A 23,946-nucleotide genomic window follows, 5' to 3' on the forward strand; every position below is an offset into this window, starting at 1 on the left:
GAAAAGGAGCACTTATAGTCATAGATATAGCAAGGGTGTAGCCATTGTTACAGTGAAGTATAGTTGCCTATGGTATACTATAGATATGATATCGGAATCAATAAGAACCTATACATAGAGTATATAAAGAAAAAGTGTGTCACCAGAGTGGTGCAAGGAGGTCTTTATGGAGTTAAGACATGAACTAGAATTTGATAAAGATTATACGATGGAAGAGGCCTTTGCAGAGGCAAAGCGTTGTTTGAACTGTGCGAAGCCATTGTGCCGTACAGGTTGTCCTATTGAAAATGAAATTCCTCGTTTCATCCAAGCTATTGCACATGGTAATTTTGGATTAGCCAACGATATTATTGCAGAGCGTAGCAGCTTGCCAGCGGTGTGCGGCCGTGTGTGTGCTCGTGAAAAACAATGTGAAGGGGCATGTATTTTAAATCGTGCGAACAAACCCATTAATATCGGTAAATTAGAGCGCTTTGCTGCAGATTTTGAAAGCAATAATAATCTTCGCAAGATAAAACCAAATCGTAAAGACCAAGGTAAAATCGCTATTATTGGTTCTGGCCCTGCTGGATTAACAGTGGCTGGAGATATGGCAAAATTAGGCTATGATGTGACAGTATTTGAACGCCAAGATGAGCCAGGTGGTATCCTATTGTTTGGGATTCCGGAGTTCCGTTTAGGCAAAGAAATTGTACGTCGTGAAGTGAAGCGTTTAGAAACATTAGGTGTTACTTTTGAATGTAATGTCACTATCGGTCCAGATCGTAACTTAGATGCTCTGTTTGAAGAAGGTTTTGATGCTATCTTTATTGCTACCGGTACTCATGTGCCAATGGAAATTTCTTTACCAGGTGATGACAAAGCAGGTATGTTACAGGCGATGGCATTATTGACATCTGTACAATTAGTACAAAATGGTAGAGCTGAAGAATCATTAATTCCTGTATATAAAGGTGATAAAGTTCTCATCATCGGTGCTGGTAATGTGGCGATGGATGCGGCTCGTACTTGTGTTCGTCTTGGTGCTGAAAGTGTAACAGTGACGTATCGCCGTGGAGAAGAACAAATGCCAGCAAACCCATCTGAATTTGAAGAAGCAAAAGAAGAAGGCGTTCATTTTGAATTCTTAGCCGCTCCAAAAGAAGTAACTGGTTCAGATATCGTGGAAGGGTTGACATTTACACGACAAGAATTACAAGAAGATGGATCTGTGAAAAGCACTGGCGAAGACTTTACGTTACCAGGGGATAAAATCATCGTGGCCATCGGTCACAAACCAAACACACGCTTAGTGGGTCCTGGTAATGGTATTGAAGTGAATGAGTCTGGCTATGTGGTGACACGAGATATGCCATATGGTATGACAAGCCGTCAAGGTGTATTCGCAGGCGGTGACGTAGTGCATAAACCAGCTACCGTAGTATTGGCTATGCGTGAAGCTAAAAAAGTAGTAGAAGGTATCGTAAACTACTGCGAGGCAAAACGCTTTTTAGGGGAATAGGGTTTTATTCTTTACTTAACTATGCTATAATAAAGACAAGCGAAAAAGAGTAATGGTGATTCCATAAAGCTCACCAAAAAAAACACCCAGGTGGCGAGACTTGGGTGTTTCTTATATACTAGAAAATATACTAGGAAAGTGATATAATGGATTTGGAATAAATTTGAGGATTTTCTAATTGCAAACAAAAGAAACCCCACGGTCTGCCAACCGTGGGGTTTTAATTTTTTGTAATTATGATATAATGTTGGCAAGCGAAAAAAGTGTGAAAATAGTTAACATTAGGTTCACAAAAAACACCCAGGTGGCGAGACCTGGGTGTTTTTATTTGTCTATATAGCTGACAAGGCTAGGCTAGTTACTTCTTATATACTCGATCTAACCATTTACAAATGTAATAAGCGAGAACATTTGCCGTAATCGAGATAAAAAGTGTAATAATTAATGTTAACACTAGGTTCACCCCCTTTCTGTTACCAGTATAGGGGAAGTAACACTTATAGTATAACAAATTGTGGAAAATAATACATCTGAAAGAGTAAAAAAATATAGATATCTACTTGCGCACAGTGGACAAAGGTGTTACAATAGTAGACAGTTATTTTATTTTTAAAGTATTACACTTATAGTTAAGATTCGTACGCATATCGTACAGAAAGGAGATTATCATGGCATTGTTAGCAATTCTCGTGCTCGTCCTGTTCATTTTAGTGAACGTCATTAGAACTAACAATTCCATAGAGGTCGCCTTTTCTTCGGTAGAGCTACCATCTTAGGTTTCTTTGTGTACAACATAAGGAATCTAGGTTGTTGTAGTCTATTTGATTAACGTGCATACATATATATGAAAAGGCGATTCCTCAGGGATCGCCCTTTTTTATGTCTAATATAGTATGTCAGAATACTAGATGTGGATTGGGAACCTGTTGGATATAAAATCATAGAACTATCCAATAGAAATCCCATTCAATTATTTCAGTGTTATGCACATAGTATATAGACAACAATATATAACTATAACAAGTGTTATAAATCATGTTTATATAAGTAGAAAGGATCATTATATGGTACGCAGTGATAGAGTAGCAAAAGGAGCAACAAGAGCTCCACATCGTTCATTATTAAAAGCATTAGGATTTATTAACGAGGAAATTGGAAAACCAATCATCGGGATTGCCAATTCTTTCAATGAAATCATTCCAGGTCATGTACATTTGAAAAATCTCGTTCAATCTGTAAAAGATGGTATTCGCGAGGCTGGTGGTATTCCTATGGAATTTAATACTATCGGTATTTGTGACGGATTGGCGATGAATCATATCGGTATGAAATATTCCTTGGTGACACGAAATATTATTGCTGACTCCATCGAGGCCTCTGCTATGGCCACACCATTCGATGCGATGGTATTCATTCCTAACTGTGATAAAGTCGTGCCAGGTATGTTGATTGCGGCGGCTCGTTTGAACTTACCATCTGTATTCGTCTCTGGTGGTGCGATGCTAGCAGGCGTGCACAATGGTAAAAAAATTGGTTTATCCGATGTATTTGAGGCAGTAGGTAAATTTGAAGCAGGCCTCATTTCCGAAGAAGAATTAGAACATATTGAAAACGTAGCATGCCCAACTTGCGGATCTTGCTCCGGTATGTATACAGCGAACACGATGAACTGTTTAACAGAAGCATTGGGTATGGCATTGCCGGGTAATGGTACGATCCCAGCGGTTTACTCCGAGCGTTTACGTCTAGCAAAACGTGCGGGTATGCAAGTGATGGAAGTGTTACAAGAAGGCTTACGTCCAAAAGATGTATTGACGAAAGAGGCCTTTGAAAATGCGGTAGCTGTAGATATGGCATTGGGGGGCTCTTCCAATACGGCGCTACATTTACCAGCTATCGCTCATGAAGCGGGTGTGTCCTTAACATTGGATGATTTCAACCGCATTGCAGGTGATACACCACAATTGGCTAAATTGTCTCCATCTGGTAAATATTTCATCGAAGATTTACATGCCGCAGGCGGTGTGTATGCGGTAATGCATCGTTTACAAGAACAAGGACATTTACATGAAAGTGCAAAATCTGTGAGCCTAGTGGATCAAGGTACGATTGCTAAAACTATGAAAGTCCTAGACGAAGATGTGATTCATCCTTGGAGTGACCCAGTGTACACCACAGGTGGTATTGCTGTATTGAAAGGTAACTTAGCTCCGGACGGTTCCGTGGTCAAAGAAGGTGCTGTAGATCCAGAAATGCTGGTTCACTCTGGTCCAGCAAAAGTTTTCAACAGTGAAGAAGAAGCAGTAGAAGCAATCATGGGTCATAAAATTGTGAAAGGCGATGTAGTCATCATTCGCTACGAAGGTCCAAAAGGTGGTCCAGGTATGCGTGAAATGTTGACACCAACAGCGACGATCACAGGTATGGGTCTTGGTAAAGACGTAGCCTTGATTACAGATGGTCGTTTCTCTGGTGCTACTCGTGGCGCATCCATTGGTCACGTATCTCCAGAAGCAGCATCTGGTGGCACTATTGCCATCGTAGAAGATGGAGATATCATCGAAATCGACATTCCAAATCGTTCCTTGAATGTGAAACTTTCAGAGGAAGAAATTGCACGAAGAAAAGCAAACTTAGCACCGTACAAATCAGATGTCACAGGATACTTGAAAAAATATGCTATGCATGTATCCTCTGCTGCACAAGGTGCCATCGAAATCCTAGACGAAGCATAAGAGGGAATGTAGTCAGGATACATATCTATGAGGGAAGTACAGGTCCGTAGATAGAATACATACTTAGGAAAGGACATTTATATGCATAAATTATACGATTTCATGGAGGCTAGGGAGCGATTGGCTACTATCGCCGTGAAAACAAAATTAATTCATAGCTCTGTGTACTCGCAAGAAACAGGCAATCATGTATATATTAAACCGGAAAATTTACAGCGCACAGGGTCTTTCAAATTACGGGGCGCATACAATAAAATTTCCAAATTAACAGAAGCAGAAAAAGCCTGTGGCGTTATCGCCGCCTCTGCAGGTAACCATGCGCAAGGTGTGGCGCTAGCAGCACAACGATTGGGCATTAAAGCAGTTATAGTTATGCCACGCCATACACCGCTCATTAAAGTAGAGGCGACGCGCCAATACGGAGCAGAAGTAGTGCTCGCTGGCGAAGTCTATGACGAAGCTTATGAAAAGGCTTGTGAACTACAAGAGAAGCACGGCTATGTGTTCGTCCATCCTTTCGATGATGAAGATGTCATTGAAGGGCAAGGGACCATTGCCTTAGAAATTTTAGAAGAATTACCAAATGCAGATATTATTTTAGTACCAGTTGGTGGTGGCGGATTGATCTCCGGCGTGGCAGCAGCAGCTAAGCTAAAAAATCCACAAGTAAAGATTATAGGCGTAGAACCAGAGGGCGCAGCCAGTGCAAGAGCTGCTGTAGAAGAGGGAAAACCAGTAGCACTTCCATCGGTGAGTACAATTGCAGATGGGGCAGCCGTAAAATTAATTGGTTCCAAGAATTTGGAATACATCCAAAATTATGTGGATGAAATCGTAACCGTATCGGACTATGAATTGATGGAAGCTTTCCTATTATTGGCGGAAAAACATAAAATCATCGGTGAAAATGCTGGCTTACTTTCAGTGGCAGGTTTGAAAAAATTACGGGTGCGAGGCAAAACTGTGGTTAGTATTTTGAGCGGTGGTAACATCGACGTATTGACCATTGCGTCCATGATTACTAAAGGCTTAGTCGTACGAGGTCGTATTTTTACATTTGCTGTGAATTTATCAGATAAACCAGGTCAATTAGTGGCAGTATCTGAAATCTTAGCAGAACAAAATGCGAATGTCATTAAACTAGAACATAATCAGTTTAAGAATCTAGATCGCTTCCATGAAGTGGAGTTGGTGGTGACTGTAGAAACGAATGGGGAAGATCATATAAAAAAAATTACGGCTGCCATGGCGGACCGTGGATATACGATTCACCGTATCAGTTCTAATGAATTTAGTGAACATGACTAATGGATGAGATGGATATAGAAAGAGGATAAACTATGAGTGAACAGAAGATGATTCGAGGAGCTCGCATACTCCTAGAAACATTGAAGCGCTTGGGAGTGACAGACATATTTGGTTATCCCGGCGGCGCCGTAATTCCTATATACAATGAAATTTATGATTTTGAGGGAATCAACCATTACTTAGCACGCCATGAACAAGGGGCGGCTCATGAGGCAGACGGCTATGCTCGTGCTTCTGGCAAATGTGGTGTGTGCTTAGCTACCTCTGGCCCAGGGGCGACGAACCTTGTGACAGGCATTATGACGGCGCATATGGATTCTATTCCTCTCTTGGCCATAACAGGTCAGGTGGCTAGCCACTTGCTAGGAAAAGATGCGTTCCAAGAATCCGATATCATTGGGATTACCATGCCAGTGACGAAAAATAATTACTTGGTACAGGATATCCGAGATATTGCGAGAACGGTGAAAGAAGCTTACTATTTGGCCACAACCGGTCGTCCAGGCCCTGTGCTAGTAGATATCACACGAGATGCGCAATTAGCAGAAATCTCTTATGAAGAATTTGAAGCAATCTTTAATGAACCGATTTCCCTAGAAGGCTATGATCCAAATTATATTGGACATAAAAAGCAAATCAAAAAGGCTATCGAAATTGTAAAAGCAGCGAAACGACCGTTGATTATCGCTGGCCATGGGGTGTTAATATCAGGCGCTACAGAAGAGTTATATAAATTAGCCACTACCTGTCAAATTCCAGTCACAAATACTTTACTAGGATTGGGGTCTTTCCCAGGAGAACATCAATTATCCTTAGGAATGCTAGGTATGCATGGCACCGTATATGCGAACTATGCTACCAATGAAGCGGATGTAATTTTGGCATTGGGTATACGATTTGATGATCGTATTGCAGGAGTGCCAAAAGAATTTTGCCCACAGGCAACAATTGTACATGTAGACATTGACCCAGCAGAAATTGAAAAAAATAAATTAATCGACGTACCTATCGTAGGGGACTTGAAACATGTGTTGAATGAAATGAATCATGAACTAATACCACAAACCCATGAAGATTGGTTGGAACGCATCCGTGAATGGCGTGAGGAATACCCAATTCGCGTTCGTCCTCATGAGGGAGAGTCTTTATTACCACAAAAAGTAATTCAAGAAATCGATAATATTGTGAAGGGCAATGCCATCGTGGTCACAGACGTAGGGCAACATCAAATGTGGGCATCTCAATTCATCACCTATTCGAAACCGAATACCATCATTACATCTGGTGGAGCTGGTACGATGGGCTTTGGTTTGCCAGCAGCTATCGGTGCGCAAGTAGCACAACCAGATACAAAAGTAGTGCTCATCACAGGGGATGGGGGCCTACAGATGAATAGCCAAGAATTGCTCCTATTAAAAGCTTACAATATCCCTGTGAAAGTGGTCATCATCAACAATGGTTTCTTGGGCATGGTTCGCCAATGGCAAGAACTCTTTAATAACCATCGCTATTCCTTCGTGGATTTATCCATTAGTCCAGACTTTGAAGTGTTGGCACAAGCGTATGGCGTGCGAGGGGTGACACTGTCCACCATCGAAGACTTGCGTAGTCAATTACGAGACCTTATCTTATCCGATGAGCCAGTGGTGATTAACTGCATTGTGGAAAAAGAAGAAAATGTGTTCCCAATGATTCCAGCAGGTTGCAGTGCCAAAGATATGATTGGATTGAAAGGAGGCCCTGACAATGAGTAAAGTACGACAACACCAAGTGCTAGTCATTACAAAAAATAAACCAGGTATCGGGGCTCGTATCCTGTCCCTCTTTAATCGTCGTGGGTACTCCGTTACACAAATGACATCTGGCATATCTATTCCTAATCATCATGCACGGATCACATTGACCGTAGAAACAGACGAAGTGCAATTAGACCAAATTCAAAAACAAATCTATAAATTGATTGACGTCATTAAGGTCAAAATTTTCTCTCCAGAACAAGTGGTGCGCCGTGAATTGATGCTTATTAAGGTGAAAGCAGATGTGTCTGTGCGACCGCAGATTATCCAATTAGCAGATGTGTATCGTGGTAATGTACTCGATGTAGGTCCTAACTCTATCATGATGGAAATTACAGGAGAAACGCAGAAACTAGATGCTTTCATAGAAATTATGAAAGAATATGGTATTCTGGAAATTGCAAAAACAGGTTGCACCGCTATGAGTCGTGGAGAAAAAATGTAATGGTTATACCAAAGCAAGGTGAGTTGTTACATTATGAAGGAGTTACCTTTGTCCGCAATGGGGAAGCGATTTTGCAAGGTGTGGACTGGCATGTGAACACAGGGGAAAACTGGGCATTACTCGGCCTTAATGGAGCAGGCAAGTCCACCTTGCTAGGCATGATTATGGCCTACACCTGTGCCACCCGCGGTGAGGTGCGTGTCCTAGGACATACCTTTGGACAATGCGTCTGGAAAGATGTGAAAGATCGTATTGGATTTGTCAGCTCTACCTTGGGGCAATTTGAACGTACTATGCGAGATGAAACGGTGCGACAAATTTTGCTATCTGGAGCGCATGGTACCATCGGTGTGTATCGAGAAGTGACAGAGGAAGAAGAACAATGCTGTGATATGGTCCTAGCAAGTATGGGATTACAACATTTACAACATCGCCACTTTGGGGTACTTTCCACAGGGGAGCAACGTCGTGTTTTAATCGGTCGTGCTTTGATGACGAGACCAGATTTGCTCATCTTAGACGAACCATGCAATGGGTTAGACGTACCGAGCCGAGAACAATTGCTCCGTCATCTCAATCAACGAGGGACTCAGGACAGTCCTTGTCCGTTTATCTATGTGACGCACCAAATCGAGGAAATCCTTCCCACAGTGACCCATGTGGCACTATTAAAAGAAGGTAAAATCTTTCAATCGGGGCCGAAATATGAGGTCATTACCGATGATATTTTATCGGCGCTCTATGGTTTGTCTGTGAAAGTGACTTGGGTCCAAGATCGACCTTGGCTACAAGTACTTTTATAAAATGTTTTTATAGAGTGTACAAAGATATTTTTAATTATACCAATTTATCATACTAAGTATGGTAAATCAGTAAGCCGAAAGGTTGAAAATCAGTTGAATTTCACTAGAAAATCTAGTAAATTATAAACATTAACACATGTATTACAAAGTAGGAGGTTATCACAATGGCAGGTAACATTTTAGGCACACAAGTATTTTATGATGCAGATTGCAATCTACAAGCATTAGTAGGTAAAAAAATTACAGTTCTTGGCTACGGTTCCCAAGGTCATGCGCATGCATTGAACTTGAAAGAAAGCGGCATGGACGTACAAATCGGTCTTCGTGAAGGTTCCAAATCCTGGAAAGAAGCGGAAGAAGCTGGTTTCGTAGTAAAAGAAACAGGGGATGCTGTAAAAGGTGCAGACGTTGTGATGATCTTGATTCCAGATGAATTGCAAGCAGAAACTTACGAAAAATCCATCGCTCCTAATCTTAAAAAAGGTGCGTACTTGGCATTTGCTCATGGTTTCAACATTCATTTCGGTAAAATTAAACCAGCTGCTGATGTAAACGTATTCATGGTAGCTCCTAAAGGACCTGGTCACTTAGTACGTCGTACATTCCAAGAAGGTTCTGGCGTTCCTTGCTTGTACGCTGTATATGCAGATCCAAGCGGAGACACTAAAGAAGTGGCCTTAGCATGGGCATCTGGTGTAGGCGGTGGCCGCTCCGGTATTTTGGAAACTGACTTCCGTCAAGAAACTGAAACGGACTTATTCGGTGAACAAGCAGTACTTTGCGGTGGTGTATGTGCATTGATGCAAACTGGTTTTGAAGTATTGGTAGAAGCTGGTTATAACCCAGTTAACGCATACTTTGAATGTGTTCATGAAATGAAATTAATCATCGACTTGATCTACGAAGGTGGTTTCGAAACAATGCGTAAATCCATCTCCAACACAGCTGAGTTCGGTGACTATATTACAGGACCAAAAGTAATCCCAGCATCTGCAAAAGAAGCAATGCGTGGTGTATTAAAAGATATCCAAGATGGCAAATTTGCTGATCAATTCCTTAGTGACTATGCAGCAGGTTACCCATACCTTAACGAACAACGTAAACAATCTGCAGCACATCAAGTAGAAGAAGTGGGCGGCGAATTACGTAAATTGATGCCTTGGATCAAAAAGTAAAAGTAAATAGCCTTCATATAAATCATGAAGTAGTATAAGGAAAGCACGCAACACACTCCTTCACAAACGGTATTTCATAATGTTTGCTCAGGAGCATGTTGCGTGCTTTTTGTGACGGAACTTGTGACGCTATGCAGTTTGTGGCGTTCGTAACTAAATAGAAGCAAAGGGAAGAGCACGGTATACCTCTCACAAACGGTATTTCATAATGTTTGTTCGAGGCACACCGTGCTCTTCTTGTGTTTGTATGATTTAGGTAGTAAGGGAACGCCACATTTCAATAGAAATGAAAAAGCCTAACGTAACAATAAGTATTCGCAGTACTTATACACGTTAGGCCATTTCTCTTTATTCTTCTGAGATGAGCCTAACGCTAACCGCACGTTAATGGCTCTCTTTTTGATACCCCAAGTATAGCATAGTTCAGAGTTAAATACAATTGTTACTTGCTGGCGGTATCATTTACAAACTTGTGCTTTGCTTGGTTTCCTGTTCGGATTGGTAATAAGTTCATATAAACAGTGCGAATAGATTGTGCTATAATTAAAATTGTAAGAGTCATTGACGTGTTGTTAGGCTCATCTCTTCCTATTATGGGAGGAGGTGGTTGCTATGACTAAGTATGAAGCAATCTCATTGATTATTTCTATTTTTAGTTTAGTAATTCAGCTCATTGATCTAGCAAAATAGACAATGAAAAAGCCTAACGTATAAGGTCTAGCACACCTTAACACGTTAGGCAAATTTCACTTTTGAATTTCTGAGATGAGCCTAACGCCAGCAGACGTCGATGGCTCTTCTTTTGTTGGTTTAATTATAGCACAGTTAATAGGAGTATTACAAATGCCACAAAGGCTACTACGCGTAACGGCGTTCCTTAAGATGATATTCATAATATTGTTAATTCGCATAATGTATATCTAGGTGTATAATGGTGGTATGAGAGTCACTAATGTGAGTTAGGCTTGTCTCTTCCTAATTTAGGAGGAGGTGATACTATGAGAAAGTATGAAAAGTATACTTTATTGCTTTATCTAATTTCTGTAATAGTAAGTATCATTGACCTGTTTAAAGATCTATTTAAATAGATAATGAAAATGCCTAACGTAAAGATAAGTATAACCAGTACTTATACACGTTAGGCATCATCACATTTTGTTGTTTTGAGATGAGCCTAACGCTAACCGCACGTTAATGGCTCTCTTTTTGATACCCCAAGTATAGCATAGTTCAGAGTTAAATACAATTGTCAATTGTTTCGCTATGTATCGTCACTTGTGATGCTATTCAGTCTGTGTCATTCGTAACTAAATAAGATAAAGGGAAGACCGCAACATACTCCTTCTCAAACTGATACAGTGGTTAGGTTTATTCAGGAGCATGTTGCGGTCTTTTGCGTTTGTGTGATTTAGGTAGTAGGAACGCCACATAGGCTGCTACTCATAACGGCGTTCCTCAGAGTATTTAGTTCATATAAACAGTACGAATAGATTGTGCTATAATTGAAATTGTAAGAGTCATTGACGTGTTGTTAGGCTCATCTCTTCCTAGTTTGGGAGGAGGTGGTTGCTATGACTAAGTATGAAGCAATCTCATTGATTATTTCTATTACTAGTTTAGTAATTCAGCTCATTGATCTAGTAATATAGACAATGAAAAAGCCTAACGTATAAGGTCTTATACACCTTAGCACGTTAGGCCATTTCTTATTTGTAATTCCCAGAGATGAGCCTAACGCTAGCAGACGTTGATGGCTCTTCTTTTATTGACTTAATTATAGCATAGGTTATAGGTATAATACAATCGTCATTTGTTCCGCTATGCAGGCTTGTGGCGTTCGTAACTAAATAGGGAAAAGGGAAGACCGCAACATACTCCTTCTCAAACTGATACAGTGGTTAGGTTTGTTCAGGAGCATGTTGCGGTCTTTTGCGTTTGTGTGATTTAGGTAGAAAGGAATGCCATAAAGGCTATTACTCGTAATGGCGTTTCTCAGGGAAGACAATAAATGTTTTCTCTAGTTATACTATATAAATACACAGTTTTTTTGAATGCAATATACAATATATTGTGCAAATTTTAATCGTGTAAATTGATGAAGAAATTTCAGCAAAATAGAAACATAATATCTAAATTCTTCTACAATAATATACACAATAATTCAATTATAAACATTTTGAATAAATGGTGTAAAATTGTTAGCTTAGGATGTAATAATACATATCTGTTGATGTCTAATTTTACTTAGGAATAAAAATGCGAACTATTGCTTAAAATTGATTATTTATACATAAAATTAAAACTTAAATGAATTAATATGTAATAAATAAATAGTATATGAAGATAATGGTAGATAGTAAGAATATTGTTATTCTATAGATTACAGATAAATTGTGAAAGTTTTTTTAATTAGTTGTTGATAATGTATACAAATTCATGTATAATGATATCGAAATAATTTGAACTAGATTTACACAACAGATTATTTGCTAGGTCGTGGCTAACAAGTATATGTAGAGTGTATGGTTCGTGTATAAATATTACTTTCCACGAAAGAACCTTTAGGAAGCTGAAGGTTTATTTTGATAGTAGAAGAATACTGGGTGAGAGGAATATAAGTTATTCTATGTAGTCGATGTATAGGACTTAGTTTATAAGTAATGTTGTAAAGGAGATTTATATGGGATTAAATCGGATTTATAAAGTAGTTTGGAACAAAACTAAGGGATGCTATGTAGTAGTATCTGAATTAGCAAAGCGTGTAGGGCGCAATAAAGCTAAAGCGATTGTGATGACTACAGCGGCCATGGCTATGGCAGTAAGCCCTATTTTAACAAGTACAGTAGGTGCAGCTCTGAATCAGGCTGGTACAGGTTCTGATAACGCTGTAGCCCTTGGTGAAGCGGCAAATGCAAATCAGGCACGTGCTGTCGCTATAGGTAAAGGGGCAACAATTAGTAGTGGTCAAGATACCATTGCGATTGGTACTGAGACTAAGGCACAAGGTAACACTAGTATTGTCATCGGTAAAAATGCTAAAACCACAAATAATGCGGAAGGTACTGTGGTTATCGGCCGTGATGCATTCAGTGAAGGATCTGGTAAAGCGGATCGCCCTAATACAGTAGTGGGTCGTGGTGCCTACACAGCATTTGGTGCAAATGGGTCGTATCGTATGAACGCGTCTACAGCTCTTGGTTTCCAAGCCGGTTCAGGTATTCGTGTGGATAGTAAAGCTAATAATAAACTAGTTGACAATAATACAAATGCCGATAGTAATGAAAATGTATTGGTAAAAGCAGGCTATGGGCTTCAAGATATTAAAGATGCAGCTCAAAAGGTTGAGATGGATAAAACCAAAGCCTTTTTACAAGCTGGATTTGCACATAATGGACTTGATAAAACGGGGGATAGTGGAAAAAGCACTGATATAGCAAACGGTTTAAGTTTCTATCGTAAAAGTGATATCAATGAAGCGACTGCCATAGGTGCGGAGGCTCGTGCCATCGGTGACCAATCTATTGCTATCGGTGGACAAGTGGTTGCTGGTGACGGTGTTGTTGCCTTAGGTGGTAATGATACAGATCAATTGCGTAATAATAAATACCAGGTGGTAACAGACGATGCAGTGAACAGAACGAATGTAAATACCATTGATGACTATAATTTAGCCTATACTGAAAGCACTACAACAGTAGCAGGACAATTCAAAAAACTTGTAAATCGTGATATGCCAACTGGATATCGATCCACGTATGGTCAATCTGGTTCCGTAGTTATCGGTATGGAAGCCCATTCCACAACGGCTTTGGGTACAGCTATCGGTACTAACTCCGTAGTACGTATGGGTGCTTTCGGTGCCACAGCTATCGGTGCGGGTTCTACGGTACAAGCAAATGCAGAAGCCGCAGTAGCTGTCGGTATGGGTTCCGTAGCGAATGGTGCCTATGCCTTAGCAGGTGGTACAGCATCTTGGGCGGAATATGGTGATATTGCCTTAGGTTACCAAGCGAAAGCAAGCGGTAAAGATGGGGCGATTGCTATGGGTCGTGCTACAAATGCACAAGGTGACTCCTCCATCATGATCGGTGGTGCGAATATTGCCTCTGCAGCGGCTCAAAGTACAAGCTTTGAAAAAAGCAATGGCGCAGTAACTAAAAAACAGTTATTGAAAAAATCAATGGTAAAAATGTAAACCGAGAATACACATTTGCTGGTACAACTAGTACGAATGGTACTGTAGCTGAAGCGTATAAAGAGTTAACTGGACTGACTATGGAAACAGCTGCACTTGATTTTGCTAAAAATAAAAATGGTCATGCATCTACATCATTAGGGGTTCATGCGTTGTCCAAAGGTGACTTAAGTACGGCTATTGGTGCTGGTTCTCGTTCTGAGGCAATTGGTTCTGTAGCCTTAGGTGTAGGTGCTCATGCAACACGTCAAAATGCGGTAGCTATTGGTACTGGTTCTACTACTGATTTAGTAGGTACACGTCAATTAAGTGTAAGCTATGATAAAGATGGCAATGTTGTTGACGATAACTCACCAAATAAGGCGTATACTTTCAACTGGGCTGGTGGCACAAACACAGCTGAAGGTGACGTAGTATCCTTTGGTAGCTCTGGATCAGAACGTCAATTGAAAAACGTAGCAGCTGGTCGTGTAGCAGAAGATTCCACGGATGCAATCAATGGTTCTCAGTTAAACGCTATTTCTAAAAAATTAGCTACAGGCTGGAATATTGCTGGTGATCCTAAAACTAAAGTGGCTGGTATTGGTACAGACGACCAAGTAAACTTTGTAAATGGTAATGGTACTACTGTGACTGTTACGAAACAAGAAGAAGTAAAAAATGGTAATACTATAACCACAGCTAAAGGTGCGAATGTAAAATTCGATGTTAAAGCTGCAGATGGATCTATTACATCAGATGCAAATGGTATTTCTGTGAATACAGATGGTGATACAATTGGCAAAACAGCAGATGGCAAACTAAAAGCTAATACTGGTACTATTAATACTGGTAATGATGGAAAAGCAGCTCCTAATACAGGAGATGGAAATAAATTAGCCACTGTAGATACAGTGGTAAATGCTGTGAATAATGCTGCTTGGAAAGCAACTGCTGGAAGCGTTGATTCTGGTACAGAAACAGGTAAATCAGAAGAAAAAATTAAAGCTGGCGATGTAGTTACTTTCAAAGCTGGTGACAACCTTGCTATTAAACAAGATGGTAAAAACTTTATCTATTCCCTAAAACCTGAATTGACAGGTTTAACGAGTGCTGGTTTCAAAAATGCTGCTGGTGACACAACTGTGATTGATGGCAATGGTATGACAATCACGTCAAAAGATGCGCCAGCAAATCCAGTATCTTTAACAAAAGAGGGCTTAGATAATGGTGGCAAAACAATTAAAAATGTTACATCTGGTTTGATAAATTACTCAGCAGGAACACCAAAAGAAGGCCTTGTAGATTTAAGTAAACCAGCTACAGGTACTCCAGTTCCTGATACTACAGCGGCTACTGTAGGTGATTTACGTAATATGGGTTGGGTTGTATCTTCGGACAAAACGACAGGTGAATTAACAAAAGCCTACACAGACCAAGTAAAAAATGCTGACGAAGTAAAATTCGTAGGAGAAGGTGGCGTTACTGTATCTGGTAAAACAGAGAATGGTATTCGTACAATCACTGTGAAAGCAGAGGCTCAAGAAATGCCTGAGCAACCTGTAAGTTATACAACTGCAGATGGTACAAAAGTATATCCTAAAACTGTAACAAAAGAAGATGGTACTAAAGAAGTTAAATACTATTCTGAGCCAAATGGAAAAGGCACTGAGATCCCTAAAGAGAATGTAATTGCATCTATCAATGGTCCAGAAGGTACTAAGGCACCAACTACATTATCCAATGTAGCAGGTAACTTGGATGGTGCTAAAAAAGATACAAAAGCGCCAACTACGGAACATGCTCCTGTTAATACGACAGATGCAGCAGGTCCTAACTATGTAAATCCTAATAATGCGGCTACTGTAGGTGACGTATTAAATGCAGGTTGGAATTTACAAAATAATAGCACTGCGAAAGACTTTGTAAAACCATATGACACTGTAAACTTCGTGAATGGTGCTAATACAACAGCAGTAGTAACTACTAATGAAGATGGTACAACAAGCAATGTTACATACAATGTAACAGGATTGCCTGTGACATACACAGATGCAGAAGGTAACCCAGTAGCAAAAGTAGGCGACAAGTATTACAAAGTAAATGATAAAGGTCAACCAGTAGATGCTGATGGTAATCCAAGTACTAAAGTGAATGACAAAGGTCAACCATTAGATGCACAAGGCAATGTAATTGACCCTGTTGATACAACAAAACCGTTAAAAACAGCTTTAGTAAATCCAACACCGGAAGCTGATAAAACAAGCACTACAAGCCCGACATCGTTAAATAATGTGAAAAATAATATTCCAACTGTGAACGATGCTGATAAAAAAGCATACGATGTAAATGGTGCTCCAATTGATGGTAAAAAGAATACAGCAGCGCCTATTACAGCAAAAGAAGCAGCTGACTTATTGAACCCAACAAAAGATGGACAACCTAACCCTAACTTTGTTGGTAACAATGCAGCTACAGTATCTGATGTATTGAATGCAGGTTGGAACTTACAAAATAACGGCGAAGCTCGTGATTTTGTAAAACCATATGACACTGTAAACTTCGTAAATGGTGCGAATACAACAGCTGTAGTAACTACATCTGCAGATGGCACAACAAGTGATGTAACATACAATGTAACAGGATTACCTGTGACGTTCACAGATAAAGATGGTAAACCAGTATCTAAAATTGGTGATAAATACTATCCAGTGAATGAAAAAGGTCAACCTATTACTCCAGATGGTAAACCAGCTGTAAAAACTAATGCAGAAGGTAAACCAGTTGCAGAAGATGGAACTGTTATTGAGCCAGTAGATACTACAAAACCATTAAAAACTGCCTTAGTAAATCCAACTCCAGCAGGAGATAAAACAAACACAACAGATCCAACAGCACTAAATAATGTAACATCTGGTTTGAATAAATATGGTGATACAGTTGATGGTGCACAAGTACCAGGATCTACACCGGCGAATAATGGATTAGTAGATTTATCTAAACCAGCAGATGGTAGTGAGCCAAAAGTTAGCGATAACACAGCGGCTACTGTAGGTGATTTACGTAATATGGGTTGGATTGTATCTTCTGATAAAACAACAGGTAACTTAGGAAATCCATACTCTGAGGCTGTAAAAAATGCTAACGAAGTGAAATTCGTAGGAGAAGGTACAGCAACAGTATCTGGTAAAACAGATGAGAAAGGTGTACGTACTATCACTGTAAAAGTGGATGATCAAGCATCTGCAAATAATGCGGTATCTCCTGTAGTATACACAGATGAAAATGGTGATCGTGTATATCCTACTGGTGAAAAAGATCCACAAGGTAACCCAATCTTCAAGAAAAATCCAGATGGTACTGGCGATACTGTAACTGGTCCAGTGAAAACAAGCATTAACGGACCAAAAGGTACAAAAACTCCAGCTACGTTGGACAATGTGAAACATAATTTACCAACTGTAAATGATACTGATAAAAAGGCATCTGATGTAGATGGTAATCCAATTGACGGTAAAAACAATACAGCAGCTCCTATTACAGCAGCAGATGCAGCTGATTTATTGAACCCAACAAAAGATGGACAACCAAACCCTAAATTTGCTGGTAACAACGCAGCTACAGTATCTGATGTATTGAATGCTGGTTGGAACTTACAAAATAACGGCGAAGCTCGTGATTTTGTAAAACCATATGACACTGTAAACTTCGTGAATGGTGCTAATACAACAGCAGTAGTAACTACAGCAGCAGATGGCACAACAAGTGATGTAACATACAATGTAACAGGATTACCTGTGACGTTCACAGATAAAGATGGTAAACCAGTATCTAAAATTGGTGATAAATACTATCCAGTGAATGAAAAAGGTCAACCGGTAAGTGAAAAAGGTAATCCAGCTGTAGGTACAAATAATGATGGTGATTTGGTAGATAAAGATGGAAATGTAATTAAACCAATTGATACAGCAAAAGATCCATTGAAATCTAATATGGTTAACCCTAATGTTGCTAATACAACAGAGAAACCAAATAACCAAACGACAAGTCCAACTCAATTGGGCAATGTAGCGAATGGTGCTAACACATTTGATCCAGTAGAGGATAAAAAATTAGGTAATGATGGTAAATGGTATAATGCAGCGGACGTACTTCCAAATGGTCAACCGAAAGAGAATGTACAACCAGTAGCTAAACCAGATACTGTTGGTAAAGCAGGTTTGATTGACTTCAGCAATTCTAATCCTAATAATGCAGCTACTGTAGGTGATTTACAAAACTTAGGTTGGATTGTATCTGCAGAAGGTAATAGCTACTCTGATCAAGTACGTAATGCTAACGAAGTGAAATTCGTAGGTGAAGGTACAGCTACAGTCACTGGTAAAACAGATGATAAAGGTGTACGTACAATCACTGTAAAAGTAGATGACCAAGTGTCTACAAATAATGCACAAACACCTGTAGTCTACACAGATAAAGATGGTAAGAAAGTATATCCAATTAAAGGTGATGACGGTACTGTAACATATCACACAACTCCAGATGGAAAAGGTGATAATGATGAAGTTGTACCAAATAATAATGTTGTTACATCTATCAATGGTCCTGAAGGTACAACATCTCCAACAGAATTGAAAAATGTGAAAAACAACATTCCAGCAGTGAATGATGCTGATAAAAAAGTTACAAACCCTGATGGTACAGAAAAAGGAACTGCAGGAGATGTAAACAATATCAACAAAGCTCCATTGACAGCAACGGAAGCAGCTGACTTATTGAACCCAACAAAAGATGGAAAACCTAACCCTAACTTTGTTGGTAACAATGCAGCTACAGTATCTGATGTATTAAATGTAGGTTGGAACTTACAAAACAACGGTACTGCAAAAGACTTTGTAAAACCATATGACACTGTAAACTTTGTAGATGGTGCGAATACAACAGCAGTAGTAACTACTAATGAAGATGGCACAACAAGCAATGTTACATACAATGTAACAGGATTGCCTGTGACGTTTACAGATAAAGATGGTAAGCCAGTATCTAAAATTGGTGATAAATACTATCCAGTGAATGAAAAAGGTCAACCTATTACTCCAGATGGTAAACCAGCTGTAAAAACTAATGCAGAAGGTAAACCAGTTACAGAAGATGGTACTGTTATTGAACCAATCGATACAGCAAAAGATCCATTGAAATCTAATATGGTTAACCCGAATGTTGCTAATACAGCAGATGCACCAAATAATCAAACTACGACTCCAACACAGTTGGGTAATGTGAAAAGTAATTTACCAACTGTAAACGATGCTGATAAAAAAGCATCTGATGTAGATGGTAATCCAATTGCGGTAAAAACAATACAGCAGCGCCTATTACAGCAGCAGATGCAGCTGACTTATTGAAGCCAACAAAAGATGGAAAACCAAATCCAAAATTTGCTGGTAACAATGCAGCTACAGTATCTGATGTATTGAATGCTGGTTGGAACTTACAAAACAACGGTACTGCGAAAGACTTTGTAAAACCATATGACACTGTAAACTTTGTGGATGGTGCGAATACAACAGCAGTAGTAACTACTAATGAAGATGGCACAACAAGCAATGTTACCTACAATGTAACAGGATTGCCTGTAACGTTCACAGATAAAGATGGTAAACCAGTATCTAAAATTGGTGATAAATACTATCCAGTGAATGAAAAAGGTCAACCTATTACTCCAGATGGTAAACCAGCTGTAAAAACTAATGCAGAAGGTAAACCAGTTACAGAAGATGGTACTGTTATTGAACCAATCGATACAAAAGCAAATCCATTACAATCCAATTTGGTGAACCCTAATGTAGAAAATACAAAAGAGAAGCCAAATAACCAAACTACAAGTCCAACACAATTGGGTAATGTAGCGAATGGTGCTAACACATTTGCTCCAGTAGATGGCAAAAAAATGGCTAATGATGGTAAATGGTATCCAGCTGACCAAGTTGAACCTAATGGTCAACCTAAAACAGGGGCAGCACCAGTAGAGGTACCAGCTAACATTGGTAAAGCAGGTTTGATTGACTTCAGCAAGTCTAACCCTAATAATGCAGCTACGGTAGGTGATTTACAAAACTTAGGTTGGATTGTATCTGCAGAAGGTAATAAATACTCTGATCAAGTGCGTAATGCTAACGAAGTGAAATTCGTAGGTGAAGGTACAGCGAGTGTTACTGGTAAAACAGATGAGAACGGTGTACGTACTATCACTGTAAAAGTGGATGACCAAGTATCTACGAATAATGCACAAACACCTGTGAACTATACTAATAAAGATGGTAAAAAAGTATATCCAGTAAAAGATGAAAATGGCAATGTAACTTACCATACAACTCCGGATGGAAAAGGTAAAGGAGATGAAACAGTACCAGCAGGTGATGTGAATACATCTCTAAATGGTCCTGAAGGTACAACCACTCCAACAACATTGAATAATGTGAAAAACAATATCCCAGCAGTGAATGATGCTGATAAAAAAGTTACAAACCCTGATGGTACAGAAAAAGGAACTGCAGGAGATGTAAACAATATCAACAAAGCTCCATTGACAGCAACGGAAGCAGCTGACTTATTGAAACCAACAAAAGATGGAAAACCTAACCCTAACTTTGCTGGTAACAATGCAGCTACAGTATCTGATGTATTAAATGCTGGTTGGAATTTACAAAATAATGGCGAAGCTCGTGATTTTGTGAAACCATTTGATACTGTAAACTTTGTAAACGGTGGCAATACAACTGCAGTGGTAACTACAGCAGCAGATGGCACAACAAGCGATGTGACTTTCAATGTAACAGGCTTACCAATTACATATACAACAGCAGATGGTAAACCAGTATCTAAAGTGGGCGATAAATATTATCCAGTAAATGAAAAAGGTCAACCAATTGGTCCAGATGGTAAACCAGCTGTTAAAACAGCTCCAAATGGTGACTTATTAGATAAAGATGGAAATGTAATTAAACCAATTGATACAGCAAAAGATCCATTGAAATCTAATATGGTTAACCCGAATGTTGCTAATACAGCAGATGCACCAAATAACCAAACTACAAGTCCAACTCAATTGGGTAATGTAGCGAATGGTGCGGAAACATTCAAATCTGCAGATGATGTAAAATTAGCGAATGATGGTAAATGGTATAATGCAGCGGACGTACTTCCAAATGGTCAACCGAAAGAGAATGTACAACCAGTAGCTAAACCAGATACTGTTGGTAAAGCAGGTTTGATTGACTTCAGCAATTCTAACCCTAACAACGCAGCTACTGTGGGAGATTTACAAAACATGGGCTTTGTAGTATCTGCTAAAGATAATGGCTATACAGAGCAAATGCGTAATGCCAATAAAGTAGAGTTCAAAGGTGATAATGGTGTACAAGTAACTGGTAAAACATTAGCTGATGGTACTCGTGAAATTACTGTAGCTTTAAAAGAAGGTCGTGTAACAAACAATGTGACCATTACTGATGCAGATGGTAAAGAAGTTAAGGGTGTACGTGGTGAAGATGGTAAAATCTATAAAAAAGACCCTAAAACTGGCAAAGCCATGAAAGAAGAGCTTCCAATCAAACCAACAGACACAGTAAGAAATGATGGTGATGGGTATGTAACAGGTAACTCTGTAGCTACAGCTATCCAAAAATCTGGTTGGAATATTGGTATTGGCTCCACAGATAAAGCTTTCAGTGAAGAGGCTAAAACATATGAAAGAGTTAACCCTAAGGATAACGTAAAATATGTAAATGGTGCGAATACAACAGTATCTATGGTAGTGGATGAAGCGGCAGATAGAGATGGTGCTACAGTAACAACTACGTATGTAAAAGTAGATGTAAACCGTGACCTTCATATCGACAGTGTAACAACTGGTGGGCCTGCAAAAGATAAAGCTGGTAACCCATTGAAACAAGTGAATGGTGAATACTATCCAGAAAATGCATTAGTAAATGATGGAAAAGTATATCCAGCAGGTACAGTGATAATTGATGGCAAAGCATATCCAGCAGGTTCTGCAAAAGACCCTAAAACAAAAACGGTTCTTAAAGATGGTAAACCAGCTCCAGAAGCACAACCATTAACAGCAACTCCAAAAGATCAGTTAGCAGATGGTAAAGATGGTGCTATGACTGTGAAAGACGCTAAAGGTAACGATGGCGTATCTGCTACAGCTAAAGATGGTAAAGGTACTTTAACATTGAAAGATGCTGGCAAAGATGGTAAAGATGCTTCTCAAGTAGATATTTCTACAGCAAAAGCACCTGCTGATTTGGAAAATACACCAAAAGATGCAGTTCGTGCTAATGATGGTAACTGGTATGCACCGGCAGATGTTACAGTAGAAGTAAAAGATGGAAAAACTGTAGTAACACCAAAAGCAGGTAAAACTCCGATTCCAAATGCACCAACTATGGATCGTATCCAATACACAGGTACAGATGGTAAACCTCGTAATGTAGCTACTATGGATGATGGCCTTCGTTTTGTAGGTGATGATGGGGAAACTATCAGTAAACCGTTGAATTCTACTATGGAATTTACAGGTGGTAACCGTGAAGATACTGGTAAACCAGTAGCGAAAGCTGCTACAACAACAGGCAACATCGGCGTATTCAATACAGATGGTAAATTGTCTATTCAATTAGCAAAAGACTTAGATAAATTGAACAGCGCTAACTTTGAAAGTAAAACTGACAAAGCAGGCAACCCATTGAAAGTTGTGGACGGTAAATACTATCCTGAAAAGACTGTGGTAAAAGAAGGCAAAGTATATCCTGAAGGTACTGTGATTATCGATAACAAACCATATCCAGCAGGCACTACAAAAGATGCAGCAGGTAAAGTGGTGAACAACGGTAAACCGGCGACAGAAGCAACACCGATTAACCCAATCGATAGTAAACAAGTACAAGACGGTCCTACATCTAGATTGACTGGTACAGGATTGACTTTCAATACACCAACACCTAAGGATGAAAAGGGTAACCCATTAGTATTAGTGGATGGCAAATACTATAAAGCTGATAATTTAGAAAATGGTAAACCAAAAGCAGATGCAAAAGCTGAGCCTGTGAAACCAGCACAATCTACTGCATTTACTCCAGATGGATTGGTGGTAACACCTGAAACGGCTAAAGTAAGAGATGCGAATGGCAACCCTGTCCTTGATAAAGATGGTAGAGAAGTGGTAGACCCTACGAAAGTAGTATCCTTCGGCTCTCCGACTATCGCAGTAGATCCTAAGACAGGAAAACCAATGGTAGATCCAAAAACTGGAGAACCAGTGATGAAATCTGGCATCTCTGCAGGTGGTCAAGTGATGGCGAATGTGGCACCAGGTGTTCTTGATACAGATGCGGTTAACGTATCTCAGTTGAAAGGTGTATCCAACATGGTGATGAATGTAAATAATCGTGTGAACCGTCTGGGTGCACAAGCGGCAGCTATGGGTGCATTACGTCACTTACAATATGATCCATTGGAACCTACAACAATCATGGCTGGCGTGGGTGCATATAAAGGTGAAGCTGCCTTAGCATTAGGTATTGCACATTACAAAAATGAGTCTACCTTATTCCATGCAGGCGCATCCATCGGTAGCCGTGGTGATGAATTAATGGCGAACGCAGGTGTGAGCTGGAAATTCGGTGCTCGTGCTGACGAAACGGCTGTAAAAGACACATTCCGTCAAGGCCCTATCAGTTCTTCCTATACTTTACAAGATAAAGTATCAGCTTTAGAAGCACAAAACCAAGTGCAAAAAGATGAAATTAATAACTTAAAAGCACAATTAGCGGAAGTGCTTCAATATGTTAAGAAAGGTTAATCTTTCTTACAGAGGTATATTTCTTAGAAGAATGAAGTAGAAATCTGTGAACTAAGATAAAAGGGCTGCAATGGATATGTAATGACATGTTGTATTGCAGCTCTTTATCGATTTTGTATAATTAAGCAATTTATTGATAAA

At 39.6% G+C, this 23,946-nt stretch carries 10 protein-coding genes; all 10 read left to right on the top strand.

The genetic code is table 11. From position 1 onward, the window contains the following. The first annotated feature begins 166 nt into the window (after positions 1 to 166). The 10 genes from HMPREF9200_RS06265 to HMPREF9200_RS06310 all read left to right on the top strand — a co-directional run bounded on the left by HMPREF9200_RS06265 (position 167) and on the right by HMPREF9200_RS06310 (position 23,805). Positions 167 to 1,501 (top strand): NAD(P)-dependent oxidoreductase, encoded by a 1,335-nt coding sequence (locus HMPREF9200_RS06265; protein ID WP_009353979.1) that lies wholly within the window; start codon positions 167 to 169, stop codon positions 1,499 to 1,501. Between the two features lie 1,064 nt (positions 1,502 to 2,565). Continuing rightward, a complete protein-coding gene (ilvD, locus tag HMPREF9200_RS06270) occupies positions 2,566 to 4,236 on the top strand; it encodes a dihydroxy-acid dehydratase (protein ID WP_009353988.1) in 1,671 nt (556 codons plus the stop codon). Between the two features lie 81 nt (positions 4,237 to 4,317). Beyond that, positions 4,318 to 5,544 carry a threonine ammonia-lyase gene (gene ilvA / locus HMPREF9200_RS06275; protein WP_009353990.1) on the top strand — a complete coding sequence of 409 codons (1,227 nt, stop codon included), beginning with the start codon at positions 4,318 to 4,320 and terminating at the stop codon, positions 5,542 to 5,544. A 32-nt stretch (positions 5,545 to 5,576) separates the two neighbouring features. Then, the gene (gene ilvB, locus HMPREF9200_RS06280) at positions 5,577 to 7,298 is read left to right on the top strand and encodes a biosynthetic-type acetolactate synthase large subunit (protein ID WP_009353992.1); all 1,722 of its coding nucleotides are present in this window, start codon (positions 5,577 to 5,579) and stop codon (positions 7,296 to 7,298) included. Next, positions 7,291 to 7,785, top strand: a complete 495-nt coding sequence (gene ilvN / locus HMPREF9200_RS06285) for an acetolactate synthase small subunit (protein WP_009353959.1) — start codon at positions 7,291 to 7,293, stop codon at positions 7,783 to 7,785. The genes ilvB and ilvN overlap by 8 nt, the downstream gene beginning before the upstream one ends. Then, positions 7,785 to 8,588 carry an ABC transporter ATP-binding protein gene (locus HMPREF9200_RS06290; protein WP_009353958.1) on the top strand — a complete coding sequence of 268 codons (804 nt, stop codon included), beginning with the start codon at positions 7,785 to 7,787 and terminating at the stop codon, positions 8,586 to 8,588. The genes ilvN and HMPREF9200_RS06290 overlap by 1 nt, the downstream gene beginning before the upstream one ends. Positions 8,589 to 8,752: 164 nt before the next feature. Beyond that, a complete protein-coding gene (ilvC, locus tag HMPREF9200_RS06295; RefSeq protein WP_009353991.1) occupies positions 8,753 to 9,763 on the top strand; it encodes a ketol-acid reductoisomerase in 1,011 nt (336 codons plus the stop codon). Between the two features lie 2,680 nt (positions 9,764 to 12,443). Then, positions 12,444 to 13,958, top strand: coding sequence for an ESPR domain-containing protein (locus tag HMPREF9200_RS06300; protein WP_009353998.1), 1,515 nt, complete (start codon positions 12,444 to 12,446; stop codon positions 13,956 to 13,958). A gap of 80 nt (positions 13,959 to 14,038) precedes the next feature. After that, positions 14,039 to 19,342, top strand: a complete 5,304-nt coding sequence (locus tag HMPREF9200_RS06305) for a hemagglutinin (protein WP_009353987.1) — start codon at positions 14,039 to 14,041, stop codon at positions 19,340 to 19,342. After that, positions 19,339 to 23,805, top strand: coding sequence for an autotransporter adhesin (locus HMPREF9200_RS06310; RefSeq protein WP_009353969.1), 4,467 nt, complete (start codon positions 19,339 to 19,341; stop codon positions 23,803 to 23,805). The genes HMPREF9200_RS06305 and HMPREF9200_RS06310 overlap by 4 nt, the downstream gene beginning before the upstream one ends. Positions 23,806 to 23,946: the final 141 nt, after the last annotated feature.

This window comes from Veillonella sp. oral taxon 780 str. F0422 (assembly GCF_000221605.1).
Lineage (GTDB): Bacteria > Bacillota > Negativicutes > Veillonellales > Veillonellaceae > F0422.